Genomic DNA, 24,200 nt, shown 5'->3' with positions numbered 1-24,200 from the left:
TCTAACAGGTGTTCTGATCAGAATGCCAGTTTCAGCAATTTGATAACTCCGTAGCAGATCAGCAAAAAGGATTCATCCCCCACTCCCCATTCGTAATTCGTAATTAATCACAGCGATCGCAATGGCCCTTAACCGTGATTTCATAGGCATTCACCCGGAACCCTGGGGGTAAGGGGTTAATCGGCAAATTACCCAGGACATCCCACTCTAAATCCTGAATTTGCCCACAACACTCACAAACAAAATGGTGATGGGGTTCCACCTTGGCATCATAACGAGTTACCCCTTCATCCAGTAGCACCTCTCGGACTAATCCCACCGATCGCAGAACCGTCAAAGCGCTATAAACACTAGCTTTGGAAGCGATAGGAAGTTCCCGATTAATCTCGGTGAGAATATCATCCACCGTCGGATGATCGTAACGAGACAAGAGATTGGCATAAACCGCAAACCGTTGAGGGGTAATGCGTAACCCCTTCTGCTTCATCATGCGGCTGATCTCGGTGGTTCTATTCTGACCTTCCATAACTTGCTGTATTGAATCTTCCTTTACAGATCATAACATTTATTTTAAGTAACTCAAATTTACATCAATCTTATTCTTTCCCTTGACAAACTTAAAACTAAGAATTATTCTTAGATATGACGAGATGAACACTAGGAGACACAATGGACTTATCCAACGCAGAAACCGCCAAAAACCTCGAATCTGCCTTCGGTGGCGAGTCGATGGCTAACCGCAAATATCTATTTTTCGCAGAAGTTACTAAAAAATTGGGGATGGGAGATTTGTCCAAACTGTTTCGGGAAACCGCCAATCAAGAAACAGAACACGCCTTCGCCCATTTCCGCCTCCTGCATCCTGAATTAGTCGTCGCTGACCCCGATGCCCTATCCGACGAAGAAAAGAAAAAAATTGCCGCCCGGTGTTTGGAGTTAGCAATTGAAGGGGAAACCTACGAATACACCACCATGTACCCCGAATTTGCCGCCCAAGCCCGAGTTGATCGGGATGAGCAGGCCGTGAGTGAATTTGAAGAACAGGAGGCTGAGTCCCGGGAACACGCGGGGATTTTCCGCAAAGCCGCCTCTAACTTTGGCTTGTTGGTTCCGATTGAACATCATCACGCCAACCAATATACAGAGGCCCTGAACACACTACACGGTGAGGATGCGACCCCCAAAGCCGCGTGTTCCGATCCTCAAACGCAAAAATGGATTTGTCGCCAATGTTCGATGATTTACGATCCCGTGGTCGGTGATCCCGATTCCGGTATTGCTGCGGGAACCCCCTTTGAAGCCATTCCTGAAGATTGGCATTGTCCGATTTGTGGTGTGAGCAAAAAGAGCTTTATGGTTTACGAAGAAGCGATCGCAGCCTAACCCGTTTTCCCCAAATCAGCATAAAAAACCCGCCCATCCGATAACTGTCTTCGGGGGCGGGTTTATGTAGGGGTAATTCATGAATTACCCCTACATAGTTAATTTAGGCTTCCGTCGCCCGTTGAGTCGGGGGCATCACCACTTTCTGAGCCAGACCCAAGGTTTTTAGAACCCAAATTGACCACCAAGTCATATCGAGTTCCCACCATTTCCAACCTGCTTTAGCTACATTAGGATAGGCGTGATGGTTATTATGCCAGCCTTCTCCATAGGTGAAAATCGCCGCCCACCAAAGATTCCGAGAATTATCATCGGTGTCAAAGGTGCGGTATCCCCACATATGAGTTACCGAATTAATCAACCAGGTACTATGCCACAACACCACAGCCCGGACAAATACCCCATAAATCACCCATGACCAACCGCCGAGCGCGTAAAGCAGTAAAGCTACGGGAATTTGCATTAACAAATGATACCGATCTAACCAACAATAAAAAGGATCTCGCGCTAAATCCGGGGCAAATCGTTTGTAATGTTCAGCATCAAAAAAGGATGGACGGGGATAAAAAATCCACATCATGTGACTCCACCAAAATCCCCGTTTTGCGGAATAGGGATCTTTATCTTCATGTTCGGTATGGGCATGGTGCAAACGATGTCCGGCGACCCAAAAAATCGGCCCTCCTTGTAAGGCGCAGACCCCAATTAAGGTAATCACATATTCCAACCATTGGGGAACCTTCAGGCTGCGATGACTTAATAAACGATGGTAGCCTAAACAAATTCCAATACTGCCAAAAAACCAGTGTAGAAATATCGTAATTCCTAACGCTGACCAAGAAAAAAACCAAGGTGCTAATAAAGCCAGCAAATGGATAATACTGAAAAACGCAACTGTTAAACCGCTTAATTTTGGTTCATTTTCCGGCGAAGTTGCGACTTGAGATGTCATGAAAATTTCCTCAATCTAATAATGTTTGATCAATCGATGCGGGGTAATCTCGGTTGATTGTAGGATAACATAAATTTTTGTAAACCCTACCCTGCCTGTGAAAATTTTAGATGAAATATTCACCTATTTTGCTGTCCTTTACTAAAGAAATCCCATGAATTAATCTATTTCCTTAGTTCACATTAAAATCAAAATTTATCCTGGGGTTATTGGTGTTAAAATTAAAGGGTCAATTTCCGGATCTTGATAACTCCCTTGATTATGGATCATTTGCACCGCATTTGCCAATTTTTCAATCGGTGAATCCTTCAAGCAAAATCCATTTGCTCCTGCCGATAAAGCCTCTGATAATATTGATTCTTGGTCAGGCATCGCCAAAACTAAAATCTTGGATGGAATCACATAGGAACCCGCCTGAACTTTCTTCACCATGCGGATAAACTTGACCAAATTCATATCGGGTAGGGTACTATCAACCACCGCCACATCAACATCAATCGATTCTAGTAACACTAAGCCGGTTTCGGCATTGGTAGCTTCGCTGGCGACTTCAATTCCGGGTTGCGATCGCAAATTTTTTCTTAGGTTCAGGCGGGTTTCCTCGTTATCTTCAATAATAGCCACCTGAATTGTATCATGTTTTTGTTGAATTTTAGGATAACTTTCACATTCGGATAAATCATTAGCCGCGCCACAGGCTGAAATTGTTCCTAAAAAGTCAATATCTGCCGAATTTTTCTGTTGAGATTTTGTCATTTGTTCCGGGGTCAAAATCCTAGACTCATCAAATCCAAACTCAACCTCTGTATGGAATCCTTTCTGTTTCACCCGTTTCAAATTATAGAATCGTTTATTAAAGGTTGTTTTCACAAATGCCCACAGACAACCGAGTAAATAACGCCGTTTAAATGGATCTTTTTCCAACCAATATTCCAGAAATTTCCAAGAATAAAACCGGGCATAATTTTGCAGCACTCCTTTAAGAACATCTTCCCGGGTCATATTATCGGGTTTAATAATTGGAGTCACAAAATTATAATGGGAATAATCCCGAATTTCCACTCGATCTTCTAAATCTTGAAACAGTTCAGAAAACGGCCAAGGAGTGTACATATTCCAATTGGTCATATCCGCTTTCCAATCCCGCGCCATCCGATAGGTTTCTTTAATGGTTTCTGGGGTTTCATTCGGCAGTCCCATAATAAACTGAACTTCCGCCAGAATCCGATTTTCTCGCAATAATTGAACGGCTTTTTTATTATCAGCAATGGTGGTTTCTTTTCTAAATAAATTTAGGTTTAATTGAGCCGCGGCTTCGGTTCCCAACGACACATGAACTAATCCCGCTTGGCGATATAACGGTAATTCTTTCTCATCTCTGAGAATATCCGTAACCCGGGTATTAATTCCCCAATGGACTCCTAAATTCCGATCCACTAATTCATGACATAAAGCCACAAATCGAGATTTATTAATCGTAGGTTCTTCATCAGCTAAAATAAAAAATCCGATCTGATGATCTTTAACTAAAGTTTCGATTTCATCAACAAAATGTTTCGGGGAACGAGAGCGATATTTTCGCCAGAATTTCCATTGAGAACAAAACCGACACCGAAACGGACAACCTCTGGAATAATTAGGAACGGCAACTCTAGTATTCAGAGGCGTATAAATATATTTATCCCAGTTTAATAAACTCCAATCTGGGGTTAAGGTGTTTAAATCTGCAATCGGAGGATGGGCAGGAGTAGCGACAACTCTATCGTCATCTAAAAAGGCAATTCCTAATATATTATGGCGTTCTATTTCATCCGTACCATTAGTGATTGCTCTTAATAAATTAACGGTTATTTCTTCTCCTTCCCCTCGAATAATATAATCAACCCAAGGAGCTTCACTTAACACTTCCCGATACATATAAGTCGGGTGAACACCCCCCATAATTGCCTTCGCATTCGGGCAAATTTGTTTAACAATTTTGAGGGTATTTTGAGACTTATAAATCATCGGAGTAATAGCCGTTGCCAGGACAATATCCGGTTGACGATCTTGAATAATTTTCGCTAATTCTTCATCCTCAATAAAGTTAGTCATGGCATCGACAAACTCAATATCGGTAAACCCGGCGGTTTTCAACGCCCCCCCGACATAAGGAACCCAACTAGGGGGCCAATTTCCGGCAATTTCAGCACCCCCGGAATGATAATTGGGCTGAATCAACATAATCCGCATTTGCTTTCCTCCTGAAACGTTCTGCTTGTTTCCAGACTTGCGAAGCAATTCAGATTGTATAACTATATAGTGATTGAACAGAAAATTTAATAATAATTTAACACTTCGTCGTGAGGCGTTCACGCCTCTAAGCCCTTAAGGGCTTACTACTAAGTCATGCTTCAGGTTCCGTATCTTCAATTTCCGAAAAATCTACTTGTTCATAAAGTTCGCTTAAAGTAAATTGGAATTCAACGGAAGCCAGGGAGATGACATCCTGCACTGAGTCATATTCGGTAAATCTCCATTGTTTTTCCCCGGTTTTTGAATAGTGTTCCAAATGATAACCATTTTGGTCAATTAAAATATATTCTTGGAATGTGGGAATAGAGCGATACAAGCGAAATTTATCAGTTTTATCGTAACCTTCGGTTGATTTTGATAAAACCTCGACGATAATTGTGGGGTTAGTGACAGTGGTGGTATTTTTTCCTTGGTAAATGGGTTTTTCTTGGATTACCATCACATCAGGATAAACATAGCGTCGGGTGGCAGGTATCCATAGGCGAACGTCGCCGATAAATAGCCGATATTTTTGTCCTTTGATGGTCAAAGGGAATTTTTTGTAAAAATTTCCTGCAATTTGGTTGTGGTTGGTGGTGCCACCCGTCATGGGTATAATTTCTCCATCGTGATATTCGCTTTTATATTCTGCGGTTTCCTCTAGGATGAGGTATTCTTCCGGGGTGTAAGTGCGTTTTTGGGTTTTGTTAGCTTCGAGTAGTTGCATAATATATTCCTCTATATTAGAACTCTTGCAAAATAATTTTATGGTATTATGGTGAGTTTTGCTCAATTTCATAAAATCCCAGAGACTAACCATTCTTCACAAACTTTTGCTAAAAACTCCATAAAATGGTAAAAATTGAAAGTGAATTAAGACAATAACTCGGCGATGAACACTCAATTTTATCTAAATTTGAAACCTCCTGAATTTAAACGGAGATTTGGTGTCAAGATTCAAACCTTTCAAGCAATGGTTAATGCCATAGAGCAGTTCAGGTTAGAACATCCTAAAGATAGGAGAGGACGTCACACCCGCCTGACTCTCCAAGAGCAAGTTTTAGTAGCCTTGGAGTATTGGCGAGAATACAGAACATATTTTCATATTGGGACAAATTGGGGAGTATCAGAATCAACTATTTGCCGAATTGTTGCTAATATTGAATCAACTTTAATGAAAACAGGAAAGTTTCGGATTCCGGGAAAGAAAGCATTAATTCAAGATTCTGGCTACCCCGAAATCGTAGTGATGGATGTCACGGAAACGGCTATTGAAAGACCGAAAAAAAAACAGAAAAAATATTACTCAGGAAAGAAAAAACATCACACGCTCAAAATTCAGTTAGTAATTGAGCCAGAAACTAAACAGATTATTTGTACAGATTTTGGAGAAGGACATTGCCACGATTTCAGCTTATTCAAAAAAAGCAAAATTCATTTTCACCCCCAAACTGATAGTTTACAAGATAGTGGCTATCAAGGGATTAAGGATTATCACTTGAATAGCTATATACCTAAAAAGAAACCCAAAAATGGCAATATTTCCGTCTTAGAAAAAGACTATAATCAAGCTTTAGCTCATCAACGAATTGTGATTGAACACGTTAATCAGAGCCTCAAAATTTTCAGGATCTTATCGAGTCGTTATCGAAATCGTCGTCGCCGTTATGGTCTTCGTTGTAATTTGTTGTCAGCCATTTATAATTATGAGTTGACACTCTTAGTCTGAAAGTGAAAGTTGGGCATTATAGCATAGATTTTTTTTGCAAGAGGTCTAGTATATAATTACACAATTTTTACACTAAAATATTTTAGAGTAATTGTCAATAAGTGTTTATCTCTCTTTTGTCGCTCTCCCAAAGGTTTCAAAGCAGGTGTTATGGGTATAGCGTGTATCTTCTTTTATGGTAAAATTTTGTGCTTTCACCCAGAGGCGATGTATGTTTGATAACAAAATTCCTATTACGAGTGCGAAACCCTAGCAACTCTGCACAATGTTCCCAAAAAACGCCACCTGCAATAACAGAAAGCCACGATTAGTAATTATCAACAATTACTGAATCAAGTGCAAGTTCTCCATTCCAGTCATCACGCCCGTCAGCCCTGAAAGGCTTACTAAAATTTACGTTTGTAAATCATTAATATCATCATTTTCGGGACGAGCATTCTCAGGGGGTAAAAAATCAGGATTAAGAACTTCTTCTACCGTAAAGGGAGACTCAGGGGGAAATAGATTAATAGATAAACCTGTTTCATCGGAGGCTAATTTTCTTGCATTTTGATAAGATTCATTAAAAATCTCTTCAAAAAAACGATATAAACTCGGACTGGTTTTGAAGGTATCTTGGAGACGTTGACGATGTTCTGTAATGGTGTAACGCCAACTATTTGTTCGTTTTTCCGGCTGATATTTATACTTGAGTAAGTGCATGACAAGTATTCTTAGATTACTTTTTAAAGCATTTTTCTCACTTCTCCCCATACTTTCCAGTTCCTCTAGTAAGTTCTCTAAATCTACTTCGGCAAATTTTCCCTGTTTTAATACATTGATATTTGTCTGTAACCACAGATAAAAATCCTGATCATAAAGGGATGTTATTGCAGTTGTCGTTGATTGAATAGTTGTCATTTTGTTTGACTCCCTTTCTCTTATCTACATAAGTCTAACAGATTGCATAATTTATCGCTATATAGAGTCAATAAATCCGGTTTATAACCTACTCACTACTTTGAAGCAGTTGCTCATTTCGTAGTTAGTTATGAAGGAATCGAAGCCCTGAAGGGCTTACTAAGAAGTTAATTATCTTCAAAGGTGACATCTTCATACAAAGCCCCGATATGAGTGCGAAAATCAATACTGGTGAGATGAATTTCATGGCCTGGATGATAGAATTGTAATACCCAAAAACCTTCGTTATTGCGACGAAAACAGTCTACACGCTGACGTTTTTGATTAATTAAAATATATTCTTGTAAGGTTTCTAATTCTTGATAGTCGGCAAACTTATCGCCCCGATCAAATGCTTCTGTTTTTGGAGATAAAACTTCGACAATTAAACAAGGATATTTTTTATAATTTGTAAGTTTTTGATCTCTGGGATCACAAGTCACCAAAATATCAGGATAATAATAAATATTAGCCGTATCGATTTGGGCTTTCATATCGGACATATAAACCCGACAACCCCGCCCTCGAACATGATTTCTTAACGCGGATGCTAAATTTAGACATATCGTAACATGGGCATCACTTGCCCCTGCCATTGCATAAACTTGTCCGTCAATATATTCATGTTTGATAGGGCTGGTTTCTTCCCCTACTAGATAATCTTCTGGAGAAATGTAAGTTTCGTGTTGATGAGCAATCATAGTTTTGAAAATAAAGTTATTTTTAGTTAATTCTAACATTTTGTAGTGAGGCGTGAAGGACTCAAAGCCCTGAAGGGCTTACTACGAATGGTAGAATTTGGTGGTTTGTTGAAGAAGGGGAGTATCGTGTTAAAAACTTCAAAATGGTTTTATCAAACCTGCATTTATATCAGTTCATCCTTAATATTCTGGGGTTGCGCCAAACCCTCCTTGCTGGTTTTACCTACCGAACAGTCCGCAGTCTCCGAAACCCCAAAACCCATCCTAGAAAAACCTGTTAATAGTTTAGGGGGTTATTTCTATTCCAACGGCGAAAACGCTTTGGGGCCGTTTACCCAGGGAATGCTGCAAAAATGCCGGGACTTAGAGGGTGGCCAGGTTTGTAATACCCGGGAATGGCCCGAACCCTTATTTATCAAAGCCTATGGAGACGGGCGTTGTCCTAATGGGAGTCGCCTAAATCGAATTTTGGGTTACTGTGTGGAGGGAAAGGAAGCGTTAGGGCCTTTTTCCCAAGAACTGGTTGCCGCCTGTCAGGATGCTGATGGGGGTGATGCTTGCGGGTCAACTCGCTGGAGTTCCGCCTTGCTGTATAAATTAATTCAGGATCAAAACCCGGTAGCCGGTCGTCCTCCTCAGTTTGTACTACTGGCTTTTGATGGCTCCTATTCCCTAGATGCGTGGAAAAAATCTCGCAACTTTACTCAAAGTATGGCTAAAAAAAATATCCCGGTTCACTTCACCTATTTTATTAGCGGGGTTTATTTTGTGAATAACAAAGATCGTACCCTCTACACGGCTCCGGGGGGCAAGGGTAAAGGGCGGTCGGCCATTGGTTGGGGTGGTACGACGGCGGAAATTAATCAGCGTTTGGAACAGGTTAATCTAGCCTATCAAGAAGGTCATGAAATTGCCTCCCATGGGGTGGGTCACTTTAATGGAAATCGTTGGAGTGAGGCGGACTGGAAAAAAGAGTTTGACTATTTTGATCAGTTTATTTTTGATGCTTATAAAATTAACAATTTACCCGGTGCTTTTGTCTTTGACCGCAGTGCTATTCAAGGGTTTCGCGCGCCTGAATTGGGTCAGAGTCCGGGTTTATATAAAACCTTGAAAAAAACCGGATTTCGCTATGATACGAGCAAAGTCGCGTCGGCAAATTACTGGCCGAAACTAGAAAATGGGATTTGGAATTTTCCCCTGGCTTCTTTAACGACGGCTATCACTCGCAAAAATGTTCTATCCATGGATTATAACTTTTACTATCTCCATTCCCAGGGTAAACCTAACTCTGGTAATGTTAAACGCTACGAAGAAGATACTTTTCAAACTTATTTAAAATACTTCCAGCGCAACTATTCTGGCAACCGCGCACCCGTGCATATCGGTCATCACTTTTCGGCTTGGAATCAGGGGGCTTACCAGAAGGCACTGTTTCGCTTTGCTGAGGCGGTTTGTGGGAAACCGGAAGTCCGATGTGTCACCTATAGTGAGTTGGCGGATTTTATGGATTTGCAAACGCCGGAACAAATTGCTGTTTATCAGAAGGGGGATTTTCCTAAACTGGATTTAAGGAAAATAAATTGAATTCTGTTCTAATTTATCCAAATTTATCAGAATTTATCGGAATTTATCGGAATTTTATGACTCGTAAACTCCGCAATGTCACAAAACATTCAATTGCTTTCAATAAAACTATATGGTAGTGTAGTTTTATAATCAATCATGATTCCTAAAGGAGTGAAAAACTATGCTTTTTCGCCAACTGTTCGACCCGGAAACCAGTACCTATACCTATCTGATCGCGGATGAAACCAGCAAAGAGGCGGTTTTAGTCGATCCCGTATTAGAGCAAGTGGAACGAGATTTCACCCTGTTGCAAGAGTTGGGGCTGACCTTGCGCTATTGTTTGGAAACCCATGTTCACGCCGATCACATCACTGGAACTGGGAAATTGCGAGAACTAACTAAATGTCTGGGAGTTGTTCCAGAAAACGCTATTGTTAATTGTGCCGATCGCTGGATTAAAGATAGAGAAATCTTAGAGATTGGGGATGTTAAAATTGAAGCGATCGCGACTTGGGGACATACCGATAGTCATGTCGCTTATTTAGTTAATGGCGATCGCATTTTAACCGGGGATTCCTTATTAATTCGAGGCTGTGGACGCACGGATTTTCAAAGTGGAAATGCTGGGTTACTTTACGATAATATTACCCAAAAATTATTTACCCTTCCCGATCAAACTGCCGTCTATCCTGGTCACGATTATAAAGGCAGAACGGTTTCTACTATTGGAGAGGAAAAACAATTTAATCCTCGTTTTGTTGGTCATGATCGAGACAGTTTTATTGACATGATGAATAACTTAAATTTACCCGACCCTAAAAAAATTGCTGAAGCCGTTCCCGCCAATCAACAGTGTGGAAATAAAGATTAAAATGATCAAATTTTTGAAGTTCACTTTAAACATCCTATCAAGATATTGTATAATACAATAGGTCGGGTTAATCCAAATTAATTAATTTGTCAATTCTAAAAATATGGTTAAATCTCTTGGTGATCGCTTACAGTCCATTGATTCTCAAACCTTAAAACAATGGCTAGATCAAGACAAAATTACTTTGATTGATGTTCGAGAACCTTCTGAACACGCTGGGGAATATATTGCGGGATCAATTCTAGTTCCTTTATCCACCTTTGACCCCGCCAATGTAGCCTCGGATGCCTCTAAACCCATTGTTTTGTATTGTCAAACCAGTAACCGGAGTGGACAAGCGGCTCAAAAATTATTGGCGGCGGGATTTGAACAGGTAAGCCACCTACAAGGAGGATTAAATACTTGGAAACAAGCCGGATATCCAACAGTTATTAATAAAAATGCTCCCATTAGTATCATGCGACAGGTACAAATTGTCGCCGGGTCATTAATTTTAACTGGAACTTTGTTAGGGGCATTTGTTTCTCCAAACTTCCTATTTTTAAGTGGTTTTGTCGGAGCCGGATTACTATTTGCCGGAATTAGTAATACCTGTGCGATGGCAATGTTATTGGCAAAACTCCCCTATAATCAGCGCGTTTAATTAAGGAATAATGCGACAATATTTTCCGATTTTAAACTGGGGATTGAATTACAAACGAGAAGATTTGACCGGGGATTTAACCGCCGGAATTATTGTGGCGAGCTTGTTAATTCCCCAGGGAATGGCCTATGCAATGCTGGCAGGTTTACCGCCCCAAGTGGGACTCTATGCCAGTATTTTTCCTCAGATTGTTTATGCCTGTTTAGGAACAGCTTCCATGCTGTCTGTGGCTCCGGTGGCGGTGGATTCTTTAATGGTAGCAGCAGCAGTTAGTGCGATCGCCACGGAAAACACACCGGAATATTGGGGATATGCTTTAACCTTAGCATTATTAGTCGGAATTATTGAACTTTTAATCGGAATTTTCCGGTTAGGATTTATCGCTAATTTTCTGAGTCAAGCGGTAATTTCGGGGTTTATTAGTGCGGCGGCAATTTTAATTGGATTTAGTCAAGTTAAGCATCTTTTGGGAATTAAAATCCCTCAGACGGAATCTTTTTTTGATACGGTTGTTTCTATTATTAAAGCCAGTCCCAATCTGAATATAATCACTTTAGGGTTAGGGATAAGTAGTTTAGTTCTCCTATTATATTTTAATCGCGGTTTAGGACAATATCTTAAATCTAAAGGGGTTGAGGAATCGATTATTATTCCCCTGACTAAAAGCGGGCCGCTAATATTAGTCATTCTGAGTTCTGTTATCGTAGGGGTATTACATTTAGATCAGGGGTTTGGGGTGAAAGTCGTGGGAGAAATTCCCCGGGGATTTCCACCCTTAACTTTACCTAATTTTGATTTAAACCAAATTCAATTATTAGGAACTTCTGCCTTAGCGATTAGTTTTGTGGGGTTTATGGAAGCCTTTTCCGTGGGTCAATTTCTGGCTAGTAAAAAACGCCAAAAAGTTGCCGCGAATCAAGAATTAATAGCCCTAGGAGCCGCGAATATCACTGCTTCCTTTACCGGAGGCTACCCCATAACGGGGGGATTAAGTCGTTCTGTGGTTAACTTTTCTGCCGGGGCAAATACGGCCTTAGCTTCAATCATTACGGCCTTATTTCTGATGTTAACGGTTTTATTTTTTACCCCTTTATTTTATTATTTACCGCAAACCAGTTTAGCTGCAATTATTTTAGTTGCCGTGGGAAATTTACTCGATTTTCCTACTTTAAAGCGGTTATGGAATTATAACAAACTCGATGGCATTACTTGGGGTAGTACCTTCGTGGCGGTGTTGCTAACCAGTGCTGAACAGGGAATTATTTTTGGGGTATTGATTTCTCTAGTTTTACATTTAGCTCGCACCAGTAAACCCCATATTGCCATTGTGGGACGGGTAGGAAATACGGAACATTTCCGCAATATTTTACGACATCCGGTAACGACTAGCCCCCATATTTTGGCACTGAGAATTGATGAAAGTTTGTATTTTGTGAATACTAAATATTTAGAAGATTATTTATTAAAATTAGTAACAGAACAGAAAGAAGTTGAATATTTACTATTAGTCTGTAGTGGGATTAACTCAATTGATGGCAGTGCTTTAGAAACCCTACAACGTCTGATAGAGGATTTACACCAAATGAGAATTGAGTTTTATCTTTCTGAGGTTAAAGGCCCCGTTTTTGATCAATTAGAAAAGGTGGGATTTGTGGATAAATTAGGACGCGGTCGCATTTTTTTAAGCACTGACCAAGCAATAAAAGAATTATCTCAACGGGTTTCCCCTTCACCCTGAATTGATGGGATAGTGCTGTTTTCTGTTCTTTGTGACCTAAAGATGGGATAATTTAATTATCTTGAGCTTGTGTTGAAAAGGATGCTGATGCACGATTCTACTGTAAAACCGACCACCCGTAATTTTTCACTGCTCGCGCCCGTACCTGAAATTCATTTACTATCTGGTCAGGATGTTTGTGAACAGGAAGGAAAAGTAGCGTTTGGGAGTCAAGATTTTGAGGTTTTCCGTAAACTTGACCAAGACCGAAATGATCGGGTCGTTAAGGTTTTTATCTATGCAACTTTGCAGGAAAATCGTTCTTTTATTCCTAAAGTCACCTGGCAAGCCTTATATATTGGTCATGTAGACTCCCGCCGCGGTCGCCATCCCCAAGGCATGAAATATCGTCCAGCTACGGCGGCTAATGATGCGCCAAATTTTGCTATCTTTTGGGAGGTAACTGACCTCAAACCCTTAGACACTCCTCTGAATATTTCTAATTTTAAAGCCGTGGGTAAAAAAGAAGCTTTTCAATCTCGATTTATTCCTGAAAAACCTTTAATCATTCAATATTTTTAAGATATCCATAAATTTGGTATAAATTTTTCATGAGGTCAACTTAGACATTTAGTAAAACGTTAAAGGTTATTTTTTCCTTCTGAAGCTGACCTTGCTTAATTTTTCCCAAGTTAAGGATAATTTTTAGTAGGGTTTTGTTTGTGTAGCAATAAGTTAAAACCTATTGCAAAAATAACCTATTTTAAAATTAAAATCTAACTTTTTATTCTTTTCATAGCAGAAGGGGAAGGGTATATTTTTTTCTGAATTAATAATTGACGTTCTAACAACCGTTGTTGATCATTAAATCCCAAAATTTTAGCAGTTACTTTTCCAATATTAGTGATCGGTTCAATTAGAGAATTATTTAGTCTAAAATGTGTTCTCCAACTATCCCAACGAGGGTGAAAAAAGCGGACAAATTCTTTGTTTTCGATAATAATTGAACCAATATCACTTCCTTTAAAACGATTACAATAGACACAACAATAAGCGAGATTATCAGCCTCAGATGAACCACCGTGTTTAATACTAATAATATGATCAATCGCACAGCCTAAAATCGTGTCTTTTTCAGAAATTAGGCAATATTCACATAAATGATCGGCTCTTTGTGCTACTAAAAGACGAATTTCTTGAGTTAAATAAGGACGCTCCATAATTAAAATTTAAGCCCCCTCTTTAATAAATTCATAGGCCTGAGCTTTTGCTAATCTTAATAAATGTTCTAAGATTAAATAATGATCTAATTCTAATTTTTCTTCTGGAGAAATATTATTACTTTTTTCAAGAAAAATTAAATCAGCTACTCTTTCTTTAACTGCTTCTGATACTTGAAATTCAATTAAACTTTGAGATGTCATGCCACCAGCCAGAAAATTAATTATTTCTTGATCAGCTAGATTAATGCTAATTTCTGTTTTCATAAGACGTTCTCCTTAACCAAATATAGTTTAACATTTTTTGATCATCATGCTGTCATAGAATATTTGCGATGGGGTAATATATGAAGATTTCTTAACAAGAATTTAAGCTGACTTTGCTTATTTTTTCCCAAGTTCTGATCTTATAGCGCGATCGCGCAACTACTATGAATCAAAATCAACTACAATTAACTTGTACTCATAGTCGTACAAGTAACAACAATGAAAGTAGTAACGTTTAGCGAAGCGAGAAGCCAATTAAAAACGGTGTTAGATCGGGTAGTTGAAGATGCGGACTACACCATAATTACCAGACGCGATGCTGATCATGCAGTAGTCATGTCCCTTGATTATTTTAATGGTTTACTGGAAACGGTTCATTTATTAAAGTCGCCAGCCAACGCTGCTCATTTAGAACGTTCCATTGCCCAATATAGGCAGGGGAAAGCTCTTGAACATCAGTTGATAGATGAGTAACCGCATATTGGCTTGGACTGACGAGGCTTGGGACAATTATATTTACTGGCAAAATCAGGATCGAAAAACTCTCAAAAAAATTAATAAACTGCTAAAAGAAATCAAATGACTAAATTAATACAAGAAACCTTTGAGCAAATTTCGCGGCTTTCTGAAGATCAACAAAATACTCTTGCAATATATCTACAGAAGCATCTGGATGAATTTTTACAAAAAGCTGAGAAAGAAAAGCGAATTGAAGAACAAACTTATACGATTAATGATTTTAACGAGGAAACACAACAAGCAATCAAGAATATCGAAGAACAACAAAATTTAACAGTTTGCAATAATAAAAATGAGCTTTATAACGAATTAGGTATTTAATGCTATCACCTATTTTTGAAAATCAGTTTAAGAAAGACATCAAACGTTTACAAAAGCGGGGCAAAGATATGTCAAAGCTAAAAATGGTGATTGAAAAATTACTAGAAAATCAAGAACTAGAACCAAAATATAAAGATCATGCTTTAACAGGTAATTGGAAGGGATATAGAGATTGTCATATAGAATCTGACTGGCTTTTAATTTATAAAATCTCAGAAACCCATCTTTTTCTAGCTCGTTCAGGTTCACATTCAGATTTATTCTAAATTTTTAAGATATCCACAAATATCGTTTTATTCATCTTCATCCGGCGGGATAATTGATGGTTAATCAATATCAACCATCAATTATCAACCCAAAAACCCTAATCCACTGCTTCATTAATCGGGTATCGGTCTATTAACTGACGGGCGCGCAGGGCGTTTTGTTTTAAAGATTCACTTAAATAAGGAACGTGAGGGATTTGAGAGAGAAAATCTAAGGTGCGTCGGAACATTCGGACAATATCCCCCTCGTCTAAACTGGTATTAGAGACTAACTCTAACCAATCGGTTTCTAAGGCCCACTGCTCAATCAAACCCGTCAAATCCCGTTCCAACCAGATGGGCAAAGCCACCCGATACCGTCGCTGCTGTTTAAACAACTCCTGACGCAGATGGCGCAACTGTCCTAGGGCGTTTTCTACCTCCTCCGATAAGTCATAGCGCGTCCAACTATCGGGACGGGAAACCTCCGTAACCAAAGCTGCACAGGCCGCCGCTAAATGGTGGGGGTCGAGTTGGTCAAAAATCCCCGACTTCAAGGCTAACCCTAACCATAATTCGTTATCTCCGCGCAGGGCGGCGGTGGCTTGTCCTAAGTCCGTGGGTCTTAACTCATCTAGGGCTTGGAAGTATTGCAAAATTGAAATTAAAGCCATAAATTCATCCCAATGACGGGCTAAATCTTCCTCTAATTCCCCTCGCATTTCTTCAATCATTTCATTTAATTCTGCCCAGCGTTGCCAACGTTTTAAGAGTTTACTGGGTTTACCCCATTTATGAATAGGATGGGCGTCTAATTCTAACTCTAACCGTTCGACTTGTTCCTGTTGAGCGATGACTTCTGGAGGAGGTTCAGGTATATTTAATTCGGGAATTTGTTGGGTAATGGCGATGGTTAATTCATCTCCTTTGCGACATTGACCGAGTTTAAAAGGAATATTGGGGATTTCCAGATAATCGACATTTAAGCGTTTAGAATCGGGTTGCACCATCACAATATCAGCCGCACTCACCACATACCAGCGATTATCCCGTCCCAAACACAGGAAATAGGGCGCCTGTCCCGAACTGGGGGTTTTGGCGACTAATACGGCGGGAATGGGGTCAGACTCCAGACTGCGGGCGGTGGGAACGTTTTTCCCCCGTAACCCCACCGTTGTCCCTAAGCTCGTCGCCTCCATCAAGTTAGCCATCCGGTGCATTCGGCTATCTTCGGCTTGCTGTTGCAATACTTTCAATAAACGGCGTTCTTCCCGTAGGCGGTCATAAACTTTTTCAAAACTGGCTAAGGTTTCTTCCAACAATGCCATATTTTGTTCGCCCCGAAAGCCAAATTGGGCTTCAACTAATGCCAATTCTGCCCGCATGATCTCAATTTCTTCTTGGGCAGGAATTAAATTAATTGTAGATAAATATTGTCCGAAACTTCGTTCAACTAATTCCTTAGATTTTTCTAAACTATGTCGCTGTAATAAGTTCAAAACCATGCCATAACTGGGGCTGAATTGACTTACTAAGGGGTCGGGTTTAGATGTTGCTAAATAGGCGGCTTCCTTTGCCCCTTCAAAGGGGGTTTGTACCGTTACCACATAGCCTTCCGTATCCATGCCGCGCCGTCCCGCCCGTCCCGACATTTGCAGAAATTCCGAGGCTTTTAACAGGCGATGACCGTCATCGGTGCGTTTTGATAAACTAGAAATAACCGTAGTTCTCGCGGGCATATTAATCCCGGCGGCGAGGGTTTCCGTGGCAAATACCACCTTAATTAATCCCTGTTGAAATAATTCTTCTACTAACCCTTTCCAAGTCGGTAAAAGTCCCGCATGGTGGGCGGCAATTCCTTTATATAAAATTTCGACTTGCTCGGGACGAATGCCTTCAGGACTTGAGGCTAAAAACGCATCAATTCGCTCTTTTAATCGGGCAGTTTCGGCTTCATTCACTAAGGATAAATTACGCACTTCTGCAACGGAGCGATCGCATCCTTTCCGACTAAAGATAAAATAAATAGCAGGTAGCATATCCCGTTCTTGCAGATGGGAGATAATCGCGCCTAAACTGGGAATATCATTGCGTCTACCCCGTTGCGGAATCCCTTTTTTTTCTTTGAGGCGAGGATTAATTCGTTTGCGAGAATCATCTAAAAGGGGAAAGAAGCCCTTAATATTGCAAAAGTGATATTGTAGCGGTACGGGCCGAAAGTCAGAATAAATTAATTCCGTGGGGCCATGAACTTGAGAAATCCAGTGGGTTAATTGTTCACTATTGGCCACGGTTGCTGATAATGCCACCAATTGAATTTCCCGGGGACAATAAATAATCGATTCTTCCCAAACCGTCCCCCGTTGGCGGTCATTCATATAATGGCATTCATCCAAAACCACCGCCTCTACCGATTCTAGGGAAGTTCCGACTTCTCCAATCGGTGTACCATAGAGCATATTACGGAAAATCTCCGTGGTCATCACCACCACCGCCGCGTCCCGGTTAACCGAAATATCCCCCGTCAGTAACCCGACGTTTTCTACGCCAAACTGCTCTCGAAAATCCCGAAATTTCTGATTGGATAGCGCCTTTAGGGGTGTAGTATAGAATACCCGCCTATTACCTGCTAAAGCCCGATGGATGGCATATTCTCCTACTAAGGTTTTTCCCGAACCCGTTGGCGCACAAACCACAACGGACTTTCCATCATCCAACGCTGTAATTGCATTGCATTGAAACTCATCCAGGGGAAATGGAAATAGGGCGTTAAGATCCGGGCAGGGATTGTTTTCGGTGGAGTAGGACACAGGAATATAAATAATAAGGCTAATTTTAACGTTAAAATCCCCATTGTAGCATGGATTTTTTTCAAAAGAGTACAGACTGAATTAAATTACCCTAATTTTTAATAATTTTATGATTCCCAATATTTCAACTATTCCCTTGATTCAACTCGCTTCTGGCGATCAATTATTTATTCAAGGTTATCAGTTTACAGGCGAAAATCCAGGCAAAAAGGTTTATTTACAATCTAATTTACACGGGGCTGAGATTAGTGGAAATGCGGTGATTCAGGATTTAATTAATTTTTTAATCACCTTGGATAAGACTCAATTAACCGGAGAAATTTTATTAGTTCCTGTTTGTAATCCTTTGGGAGTGAATCAGCGATCGCATTATTTCTCCTCCGGTCGATATAATCTTTATGATGGCAAAGACTGGAATCGAATTTTTTGGGATTATGAAAAAACCGGAGCCGATATTGGCGAATTTGCCGAAGATTATCAGGATTTAGAACCCGATGAAATTAAAGAAAAATATCGTCAAACTCTTTTAAATCAATTCCATCAACTGGCTAAACCGATCAGAAGTTCCCCGGGAGTTTCCTACAATAATTATTATCGCTATCAACTGCAAAACCTTGCCATTGATGCTGATTATGTGATTGATTTACACAGTTCCACCCATAACGCCCTCGACTATTTATATTGTTTTCATAGTCGAGAAGAAAGTGCTAATGCCTTTCTATTGGATACGGGAATATTAATGAATGATTATGATGGGGATGCCTTTGATGAAGCCTTTATGAAGCCCTGGTTAGCCTTAGAACGGGAATTAGCTAAACTGGGAAAAAATATCAGATTTGAGATGGAATCTTGGACATTAGAACTAGGTTCGGGGTTAGAAATGAATCCCGAATCTGTGCAGAAAGGAGTTAGGGGAATTAAAAATTATCTGGCAACTAAAGGACTGTTATCAATAGAAGATTTTCCCTTAGCTTCTACCTCAAATCATCGGATTCATCTTACCCCAAAAGATAAAATTCAACGCTATTATTCTCCCGCCGGAGGCATGATTAAATTTTACGTTAAACTGGGAGAAACTATCCATAAAAACCAGAAACTCTATACTATTTTGAGTTTTAATAAGATTGGGGAATTACCCCAAATTCGAGAGGTTTGCGCCGAGGCGGACGGACTCATTTTCGACATCAGCAAAAATCATTCTGTAAATCAATGGGATTATGTTTTAGGGGTAATGCCGTCTTAAATCCTAGTTTTTTGCTAAACTAATTTCTGTAAAACCACTAAATATCCCATTAACATTGTGTTAGACGAAGCCGCTAAAAAAACAATTCTGCGTAAAATTCCCCACGCCCTCTATATTTGTGGAGTCAAAGAGGGAGAGGAAGTCAATGGTTTTACCGCCAGTTGGGTGACTCAAGCCTCCTTTGAGCCGCCCTTAGTGGTCAACTGTGTTAAAAATGATTCTAAATCCCATGCCATGATTAAAACCAGTGGTGTGTTTGCCCTCAGTTTCCTGGCTGAAGGCCAAAAAGACATCGCCCAGAAATTCTTTAAACCCCAACATCGAGTGGGAAACAAATTTGAAGACATCGAATTTTACTTAGGAGAAACGGGTTGTCCGATTATTTCCCTCGCCCTGGGTTATGTAGAATGTCAAGTCGTGGGTTGTGTTGAACATGGCGACCATACGGTATTTGTCGGGGAAGTCATCGCCGCAGGTGTTCATCAAGAAGCGGAAATTCTCAACCTCGCCAGTACCGGATGGAATTATGGCGGATAGGTAGGGGAGCACCGATAGATTTAAGAATTCTTCTCCTCTTAACCTGTGGTAGGGGCAATTCATGAATTGCCCCTACCACAAATATTTAGGATTGCTATATATTAATGTTGAGATATTTCCATGGCTTGAATAATTTTAACGGTTTCTATACTAACAGTACAAACCCGCATTAATAAATTAATTACCTGTTCTTTATAGTCCGCAAATCGATAATTATTGAATTGTTTGGCGATGGTTTCATCTTTGGGTTTTTTCTCTTTATATTGGTCTAATATCCATTCTAAGGCGGAACGATTTCCTAGGCGATATTCCCAGGCGGTTTTAGGAATATCGGTTAAGCTGGTAACGGTATCGAGGATAATTTCATTTTTGATTTTATCGGCTTTTAATTTGGGTTTGGGGTTGGTGATTTCGGTTTCACAACTATTAACCCGGGTTAGGGGATAGGGGTTAATGGTTTCATAGTTAATATGAAGTTCCATGAGTTGTTTTCCATAAGTCACCCACTGTGGAAAGTTATCATAAAACGGAATACGGGGAAAATCCCGTTTTAGGTTTTGTTCATATTTTTGTCGATAGATGGGATAATGTAAAACGGCGTAGGTATAATGGAAAATATCTATTTTTTTAATATCTTTATCGTTGTAATGGGTTTGAAATTGCGTTAAACCCCAGTCGGTAATATTATCAATAGGATTTCCTTCTTTATCATAAGAGTATAGGGGTAAACATTGAGAATCACCTGTTAAATGAAGGTCAATAATAGTATCGCTTGCTAAACAATGAAAGGGTTTAGGATTTCCTAATGCCAAAAAAGCAATATACAAATTTTCAGAAAGATTGGGTTTAAAAATTTCAAACCATTGATACGTCATTCCAATAAAGTTTTTATCAAAATAAAAATACTGTTTAACGTAAGGTCTATATGAATTTACAATAATTTGATCAAAATTAAATGATTTTGCAATTCTTTTTGCTAAATATTTAGTTAATTCTCGATCCCATTTAACACTAAACTTATCTTTGTAATCATTATCTTTTAACGTTTCTTGATAAACGCTAATTAAATATTTCATTTTTTCGGTTAAATTTTCTAAGGATAAATCATAAACCCATTCATCCCGTTGAGTTTTTAGCCCAGAAGAAAATAGTTTAAATACTGCGGTTTCTGCTTTACCGCTTTTAACTTCTTTATCAATTAACGGTAACAAACTATCAAAATTATTATCAGTTTGATTAATCCAGTTATTATTTTTATCAGGGTTAATATGTTGAAAATTTAGTTGATTAAATTTAGTTTTAGCTAAAAAGTTTAATTTTTCATCAGAGGTATCAAACTCCGATCTTCTTGTATAAAAAACTCGACAACGTTCTTGATTATTTTCAGATTTTTTGACTAAAAAACTAATCGCTACTCCGGTTTGAATTCCAAAAACATTATTAACATTTCCCGATAATTTAGGATTAGTTCTAACATTTCCGCCTAAATCAATAACATAAATTTCGCTAAATTCTTGACTAACAACTTTTCTAAATCCATCAAAAGCTTTAGCATCAACAAAAGAAGAATTAGTAATAAAACAAATAATTCCATTCTTACTTAATCGATTTGAAGCCCAGCGAATAAAACGGGTATACATATCATAAACAACAATCTGATTTTGAGATTTTCCCTGTTTAATGTAAGTCTCTTTTATACTATTATCAATGGCTTGATAATAACGATTTGCATTATTTTGATTAAAATTTTCCTGTTTAGCATTATAAGGAGGATTTCCCATAATAACCGATATCTTGCGATCATTTTGTCGTTTAATTCTAGCGGTATTTTCCACCGTCATCGAGAATAAATCTAACTGTTTATCCGCAAAAACAGTATGATCTAAAGTATCCATTAAACAAATATTATGAAACTCGGCATAATTCCCCATTTTTTGCTCATAGGTGAACTCAATATTTAAGTTAGCGATATAATAGGGTAAAATTGCCACTTCATTACAATGGATTTCATGCTCGTATTTATAGGGTAATTGAGCTTTGGGTAAATATTCAATTAATTCAGTAATAAATGTTCCTGTCCCCGTGGCGGGATCTAAAATTTCGACATCCTTATCTGCTAAAATTTTACCAAAATGTTTATGCAATAAATAATCCGTACTCTCAATCATAAACCGGACAATTTCATTAGGAGTATAAACAATTCCTAACTTATCCGCCGCTTTTGGGTTATACGCTTTATAGAAATTCTCATAAACCGCTTTAAGGAATTTTTGCTTTTCGTGATGATTATAAATATTAGCTGCGATGCGTCGAATAACCGCATAATAACGCTCAATAGTGCTTAAAGTATTGCGTTTCGTCGCCCCGGTAAAAAAGGTTTCAATAACCGCTTGTAACTGACTAGCAATATTATTTTCTCGGTGAAATTGGGACTCATTGAAAATATTAATAAAGATATCTTCAGTTAAGATATGCTGAATCATCATTTCTCGGATATCTTCTAAACTAATTTCTGGGTGAATAGAATCTTGACAAACCCGCAAAAATTTATCCCGCGCTTGTTGAAAGGGTTGATTAGTAGTAGACTGTTGATCAATTAGCGATCGCAAAGTTGTTAAAATTGTCGGTAAATCTTCTTGAAAATGGCTAATAGCGTCTCTAAAATCTCGAACTTCTGGACGCAAATAGTTAATAAAAGCATTAATAGCGTTATCCAATGCTTCCGCATCTCGCATGGATACCCGCCGAATTTCCCCTCCTCCTTGAATTAAAACGGCCGTTTGGGAATCTTCAAATAAAATATTATCATCGGGATAACCTTTCGCCAGTTTTTTCTCAATTTCTAAATCTAAATTATCATATTGATCCTTACTTTCCCAATAACCATAATCTAATCTGAGAGCATCTTTAATCGTCCCATCGGGATATACAAGTTTTCCCTTTTTTGTCTTATATTCTAACTCAGGAATTAAGATAAAATCTTTGCTTCTACAATAGTTATTTAACAGATTTTGAAACGCCACGCGGATAGAAGTTTATTTGCGACTTCCCCCATATTGAATAATTTGATCAACGGTATTATAATATTGATGAATCAAAAGTTTAGACATAAATCGCCCCTATCCTCAAAACCTATTGATCAAAGTAGAATGATCTTTAGGTATATTATAGGAGCATTTACGCATAGGGATCGAGAAACCGGGTTTTTTTTGTGAAAATACTTCGTTGTAACCCAAATATTTTCTCAAAAACCCGGTTTCTTGGGTTGGGTGCGTAAGTCCTGTTAATGTAATAATTATTCAATAATGGATTTTAATTTCTTCCTACAGTCCTTTTTAAATGGTTTATCCATTGGGAGTGTTTATGCTATTTTTGCCCTGGGTTATACCCTAGTTTTTTCAATTTTAGGGGTGATTAATTTTGCCCATGGTGCTATTTTTACCTTGGGGGCTTATTTTACCTATATCTTATCCGGCGGCGTATTTGGATTTAATGGATTATTAGCCAAGGGAAAATTACCCTTTGAATTGCCATTTTTTATCGCCTTAATTCTTGGGAGTATTTTAGCCGGGTTAGCCTCAATTGTCTTAGAAAGATTAGCGTTTAAACCCTTGAGAATGAGAGGAGCAGATCCCCTATTAACCCTAGTTTCAAGTTTAGGGGCTGCGGTGGTGATTGTCAATACAATTCAATATTTAGTCGGAGCAGAAATTTACACCTTTGCTGATAATATTTATGGCAATATTCCCGCAGCTATTAATTTTGGTACAGCCACAAAACCGATTATGATTAGAAGCGTTCAAATAATTATTTTTACAGTTTCTATGGTAATCGTAGCTTTATTAACCTATTTAGTCAATAGAACTAAAATTGGTAAAGCCTTACAAGCAGTGGCTGAGGATGAAATTACCGCCAGCTTATTAGGAATTAACCCAGAACAGTTTATTATATTAACGTTTTTTGTCAGTGGATTTTTAGCAGGACTCGCCGGAACTTTAGTGGGGTCTAGTGTGAGTATTGCGGGGCCGTATTTTGGTATTGCTTTTGGTTTAAAGGGGTTAGGAGTCATCGTTTTAGGTGGGTTAGGGAGTATTCCGGGGGCGGTAATTGGGGGATTATTATTAGGGTTAGCAGAAGCTTTTGTTCCAGCCGATTTTTCCGGTTATCGAGAAGCGATTTCCTTTGCTATTCTATTAATAATGCTATTAATTCGACCCCAGGGATTATTAGGACGTAAACGCATTCAAAAGGTATAATTCA

Annotated in this window: 24 protein-coding genes; 14 read left to right on the top strand and 10 right to left on the bottom strand. The window is 39.0% G+C overall.

Annotated elements, in window-relative coordinates:
- Nucleotides 1–103: 103 nt before the first annotated feature.
- Nucleotides 104–490 carry a Fur family transcriptional regulator gene (locus PL9631_RS06300; protein WP_231516659.1) on the bottom strand — a complete coding sequence of 129 codons (387 nt, stop codon included), beginning with the start codon at nucleotides 488–490 and terminating at the stop codon, nucleotides 104–106.
- Between the two features lie 179 nt (nucleotides 491–669).
- On the opposite strand from PL9631_RS06300, the gene PL9631_RS26970 reads away from it, so the two are divergent.
- Nucleotides 670–1,383 carry a rubrerythrin family protein gene (locus PL9631_RS26970; protein ID WP_083618140.1) on the top strand — a complete coding sequence of 238 codons (714 nt, stop codon included), beginning with the start codon at nucleotides 670–672 and terminating at the stop codon, nucleotides 1,381–1,383.
- 103 nt (nucleotides 1,384–1,486) lie between these two features.
- Here PL9631_RS26970 and PL9631_RS06290 read toward each other — a convergent pair whose 3' ends face one another.
- The 3 genes from PL9631_RS06290 to PL9631_RS06280 form a co-directional block, all read right to left on the bottom strand.
- Nucleotides 1,487–2,335, bottom strand: coding sequence for an acyl-CoA desaturase (locus tag PL9631_RS06290; protein WP_083618138.1), 849 nt, complete (start codon nucleotides 2,333–2,335; stop codon nucleotides 1,487–1,489).
- A gap of 195 nt (nucleotides 2,336–2,530) precedes the next feature.
- Nucleotides 2,531–4,567, bottom strand: coding sequence for a magnesium-protoporphyrin IX monomethyl ester anaerobic oxidative cyclase (gene bchE, locus PL9631_RS06285; RefSeq protein WP_083618137.1), 2,037 nt, complete (start codon nucleotides 4,565–4,567; stop codon nucleotides 2,531–2,533).
- 154 nt (nucleotides 4,568–4,721) lie between these two features.
- On the bottom strand, nucleotides 4,722–5,336 hold the full coding sequence (locus tag PL9631_RS06280) for a Uma2 family endonuclease (protein ID WP_083618136.1): 615 nt from the start codon (nucleotides 5,334–5,336) through the stop codon (nucleotides 4,722–4,724).
- 165 nt (nucleotides 5,337–5,501) lie between these two features.
- Here PL9631_RS06280 and PL9631_RS06275 point away from each other — a divergent pair, with 165 nt between their 5' ends.
- Nucleotides 5,502–6,338, top strand: a complete 837-nt coding sequence (locus tag PL9631_RS06275) for an IS5 family transposase (RefSeq protein ID WP_083618134.1) — start codon at nucleotides 5,502–5,504, stop codon at nucleotides 6,336–6,338.
- Between the two features lie 393 nt (nucleotides 6,339–6,731).
- On the opposite strand, the gene PL9631_RS06270 is transcribed toward PL9631_RS06275, so the two are convergent.
- Both PL9631_RS06270 and PL9631_RS06265 read right to left on the bottom strand, forming a co-directional pair.
- Complete coding sequence (locus tag PL9631_RS06270; protein ID WP_083618133.1) at nucleotides 6,732–7,238, bottom strand: DUF29 domain-containing protein; 507 nt, start codon at nucleotides 7,236–7,238, stop codon at nucleotides 6,732–6,734.
- Nucleotides 7,239–7,405: 167 nt separating this feature from the next.
- The gene (locus PL9631_RS06265; protein WP_083618405.1) at nucleotides 7,406–7,978 is read right to left on the bottom strand and encodes a Uma2 family endonuclease; all 573 of its coding nucleotides are present in this window, start codon (nucleotides 7,976–7,978) and stop codon (nucleotides 7,406–7,408) included.
- 126 nt (nucleotides 7,979–8,104) lie between these two features.
- Between PL9631_RS06265 and PL9631_RS06260 the strand changes: the two genes are divergently transcribed.
- The 5 genes from PL9631_RS06260 (at nucleotide 8,105) to PL9631_RS06240 (ending at nucleotide 13,360) form a co-directional block, all read left to right on the top strand.
- Nucleotides 8,105–9,565, top strand: coding sequence for a polysaccharide deacetylase family protein (locus PL9631_RS06260; RefSeq protein ID WP_231516658.1), 1,461 nt, complete (start codon nucleotides 8,105–8,107; stop codon nucleotides 9,563–9,565).
- Nucleotides 9,566–9,728: 163 nt separating this feature from the next.
- Complete coding sequence (locus tag PL9631_RS06255; RefSeq protein WP_083618130.1) at nucleotides 9,729–10,418, top strand: MBL fold metallo-hydrolase; 690 nt, start codon at nucleotides 9,729–9,731, stop codon at nucleotides 10,416–10,418.
- A gap of 103 nt (nucleotides 10,419–10,521) precedes the next feature.
- Nucleotides 10,522–11,061, top strand: coding sequence for a rhodanese-like domain-containing protein (locus PL9631_RS06250; RefSeq protein WP_083618128.1), 540 nt, complete (start codon nucleotides 10,522–10,524; stop codon nucleotides 11,059–11,061).
- Between the two features lie 10 nt (nucleotides 11,062–11,071).
- A complete protein-coding gene (locus PL9631_RS06245; RefSeq protein ID WP_083618126.1) occupies nucleotides 11,072–12,799 on the top strand; it encodes a SulP family inorganic anion transporter in 1,728 nt (575 codons plus the stop codon).
- Nucleotides 12,800–12,886: 87 nt separating this feature from the next.
- Nucleotides 12,887–13,360 (top strand): hypothetical protein, encoded by a 474-nt coding sequence (locus tag PL9631_RS06240; RefSeq protein WP_083618402.1) that lies wholly within the window; start codon nucleotides 12,887–12,889, stop codon nucleotides 13,358–13,360.
- 194 nt (nucleotides 13,361–13,554) lie between these two features.
- Here PL9631_RS06240 and PL9631_RS06235 read toward each other — a convergent pair whose 3' ends face one another.
- Both PL9631_RS06235 and PL9631_RS06230 read right to left on the bottom strand, forming a co-directional pair.
- Nucleotides 13,555–13,998: an HNH endonuclease gene (locus PL9631_RS06235; RefSeq protein ID WP_083618124.1), complete on the bottom strand. Its 444-nt coding sequence runs from the start codon at nucleotides 13,996–13,998 to the stop codon at nucleotides 13,555–13,557.
- A gap of 9 nt (nucleotides 13,999–14,007) precedes the next feature.
- Nucleotides 14,008–14,265: a hypothetical protein gene (locus PL9631_RS06230; RefSeq protein WP_083618123.1), complete on the bottom strand. Its 258-nt coding sequence runs from the start codon at nucleotides 14,263–14,265 to the stop codon at nucleotides 14,008–14,010.
- A gap of 219 nt (nucleotides 14,266–14,484) precedes the next feature.
- On the opposite strand from PL9631_RS06230, the gene PL9631_RS06225 reads away from it, so the two are divergent.
- Genes PL9631_RS06225 through PL9631_RS06210 form a run of 4 tightly spaced genes read left to right on the top strand, consistent with a single transcriptional unit; the run spans nucleotide 14,485 to nucleotide 15,371 of the window.
- Nucleotides 14,485–14,739 carry a type II toxin-antitoxin system Phd/YefM family antitoxin gene (locus tag PL9631_RS06225; protein WP_083618121.1) on the top strand — a complete coding sequence of 85 codons (255 nt, stop codon included), beginning with the start codon at nucleotides 14,485–14,487 and terminating at the stop codon, nucleotides 14,737–14,739.
- Nucleotides 14,732–14,848, top strand: a complete 117-nt coding sequence (locus tag PL9631_RS27310) for a type II toxin-antitoxin system YoeB family toxin (RefSeq protein WP_083618119.1) — start codon at nucleotides 14,732–14,734, stop codon at nucleotides 14,846–14,848. The genes PL9631_RS06225 and PL9631_RS27310 overlap by 8 nt, the downstream gene beginning before the upstream one ends.
- Nucleotides 14,845–15,105 (top strand): hypothetical protein, encoded by a 261-nt coding sequence (locus PL9631_RS06215; protein ID WP_083618117.1) that lies wholly within the window; start codon nucleotides 14,845–14,847, stop codon nucleotides 15,103–15,105. Before PL9631_RS27310 ends, PL9631_RS06215 begins: the two co-directional genes overlap by 4 nt.
- A complete protein-coding gene (locus PL9631_RS06210; protein ID WP_083618115.1) occupies nucleotides 15,105–15,371 on the top strand; it encodes a type II toxin-antitoxin system YafQ family toxin in 267 nt (88 codons plus the stop codon). Before PL9631_RS06215 ends, PL9631_RS06210 begins: the two co-directional genes overlap by 1 nt.
- 98 nt (nucleotides 15,372–15,469) lie before the next feature.
- On the opposite strand, the gene PL9631_RS06205 is transcribed toward PL9631_RS06210, so the two are convergent.
- On the bottom strand, nucleotides 15,470–18,160 hold the full coding sequence (locus tag PL9631_RS06205; protein ID WP_083618113.1) for a DEAD/DEAH box helicase: 2,691 nt from the start codon (nucleotides 18,158–18,160) through the stop codon (nucleotides 15,470–15,472).
- Nucleotides 18,161–18,269: 109 nt separating this feature from the next.
- Here PL9631_RS06205 and PL9631_RS06200 point away from each other — a divergent pair, with 109 nt between their 5' ends.
- Nucleotides 18,270–19,403, top strand: a complete 1,134-nt coding sequence (locus PL9631_RS06200; RefSeq protein ID WP_083618110.1) for a succinylglutamate desuccinylase/aspartoacylase family protein — start codon at nucleotides 18,270–18,272, stop codon at nucleotides 19,401–19,403.
- 57 nt (nucleotides 19,404–19,460) lie between these two features.
- The gene (locus PL9631_RS06195; protein ID WP_083618108.1) at nucleotides 19,461–19,940 is read left to right on the top strand and encodes a flavin reductase family protein; all 480 of its coding nucleotides are present in this window, start codon (nucleotides 19,461–19,463) and stop codon (nucleotides 19,938–19,940) included.
- A 101-nt stretch (nucleotides 19,941–20,041) separates the two neighbouring features.
- Here PL9631_RS06195 and PL9631_RS06190 read toward each other — a convergent pair whose 3' ends face one another.
- Nucleotides 20,042–22,963: a type ISP restriction/modification enzyme gene (locus PL9631_RS06190; RefSeq protein ID WP_231516657.1), complete on the bottom strand. Its 2,922-nt coding sequence runs from the start codon at nucleotides 22,961–22,963 to the stop codon at nucleotides 20,042–20,044.
- 282 nt (nucleotides 22,964–23,245) lie between these two features.
- On the opposite strand from PL9631_RS06190, the gene PL9631_RS06185 reads away from it, so the two are divergent.
- Complete coding sequence (locus PL9631_RS06185) at nucleotides 23,246–24,196, top strand: branched-chain amino acid ABC transporter permease (protein ID WP_083618106.1); 951 nt, start codon at nucleotides 23,246–23,248, stop codon at nucleotides 24,194–24,196.
- Nucleotides 24,197–24,200: the final 4 nt, after the last annotated feature.

The sequence above is a fragment of the Planktothrix paucivesiculata PCC 9631 genome (assembly GCF_900009265.2).
Lineage (GTDB): Bacteria > Cyanobacteriota > Cyanobacteriia > Cyanobacteriales > Microcoleaceae > Planktothrix > Planktothrix paucivesiculata.
The sequence above is the reverse complement of the archived record's forward strand: the minus strand, read 5'-3'. Positions and strand labels throughout refer to the sequence as shown.

Bases quoted from the DNA above. Each gene is read 5' to 3' on its own strand.
- PL9631_RS06300 (WP_231516659.1), bottom strand. From the start codon at position 490: ATGATGAAGCAGAAGGGGTTACGCATTACCCCTCAACGGTTTGCGGTT.
- PL9631_RS26970 (WP_083618140.1), top strand. From the start codon at position 670: ATGGACTTATCCAACGCAGAAACCGCCAAAAACCTCGAATCTGCCTTC.
- PL9631_RS06290 (WP_083618138.1), bottom strand. From the start codon at position 2,335: ATGACATCTCAAGTCGCAACTTCGCCGGAAAATGAACCAAAATTAAGC.
- bchE (WP_083618137.1), bottom strand. From the start codon at position 4,567: ATGCGGATTATGTTGATTCAGCCCAATTATCATTCCGGGGGTGCTGAA.
- PL9631_RS06280 (WP_083618136.1), bottom strand. From the start codon at position 5,336: ATGCAACTACTCGAAGCTAACAAAACCCAAAAACGCACTTACACCCCG.
- PL9631_RS06275 (WP_083618134.1), top strand. From the start codon at position 5,502: ATGAACACTCAATTTTATCTAAATTTGAAACCTCCTGAATTTAAACGG.
- PL9631_RS06270 (WP_083618133.1), bottom strand. From the start codon at position 7,238: ATGACAACTATTCAATCAACGACAACTGCAATAACATCCCTTTATGAT.
- PL9631_RS06265 (WP_083618405.1), bottom strand. From the start codon at position 7,978: ATGATTGCTCATCAACACGAAACTTACATTTCTCCAGAAGATTATCTA.
- PL9631_RS06255 (WP_083618130.1), top strand. From the start codon at position 9,729: ATGCTTTTTCGCCAACTGTTCGACCCGGAAACCAGTACCTATACCTAT.
- PL9631_RS06250 (WP_083618128.1), top strand. From the start codon at position 10,522: ATGGTTAAATCTCTTGGTGATCGCTTACAGTCCATTGATTCTCAAACC.
- PL9631_RS06245 (WP_083618126.1), top strand. From the start codon at position 11,072: ATGCGACAATATTTTCCGATTTTAAACTGGGGATTGAATTACAAACGA.
- PL9631_RS06240 (WP_083618402.1), top strand. From the start codon at position 12,887: ATGCACGATTCTACTGTAAAACCGACCACCCGTAATTTTTCACTGCTC.
- PL9631_RS06235 (WP_083618124.1), bottom strand. From the start codon at position 13,998: ATGGAGCGTCCTTATTTAACTCAAGAAATTCGTCTTTTAGTAGCACAA.
- PL9631_RS06230 (WP_083618123.1), bottom strand. From the start codon at position 14,265: ATGAAAACAGAAATTAGCATTAATCTAGCTGATCAAGAAATAATTAAT.
- PL9631_RS06225 (WP_083618121.1), top strand. From the start codon at position 14,485: ATGAAAGTAGTAACGTTTAGCGAAGCGAGAAGCCAATTAAAAACGGTG.
- PL9631_RS27310 (WP_083618119.1), top strand. From the start codon at position 14,732: ATGAGTAACCGCATATTGGCTTGGACTGACGAGGCTTGGGACAATTAT.
- PL9631_RS06215 (WP_083618117.1), top strand. From the start codon at position 14,845: ATGACTAAATTAATACAAGAAACCTTTGAGCAAATTTCGCGGCTTTCT.
- PL9631_RS06210 (WP_083618115.1), top strand. From the start codon at position 15,105: ATGCTATCACCTATTTTTGAAAATCAGTTTAAGAAAGACATCAAACGT.
- PL9631_RS06200 (WP_083618110.1), top strand. From the start codon at position 18,270: ATGATTCCCAATATTTCAACTATTCCCTTGATTCAACTCGCTTCTGGC.
- PL9631_RS06185 (WP_083618106.1), top strand. From the start codon at position 23,246: ATGGATTTTAATTTCTTCCTACAGTCCTTTTTAAATGGTTTATCCATT.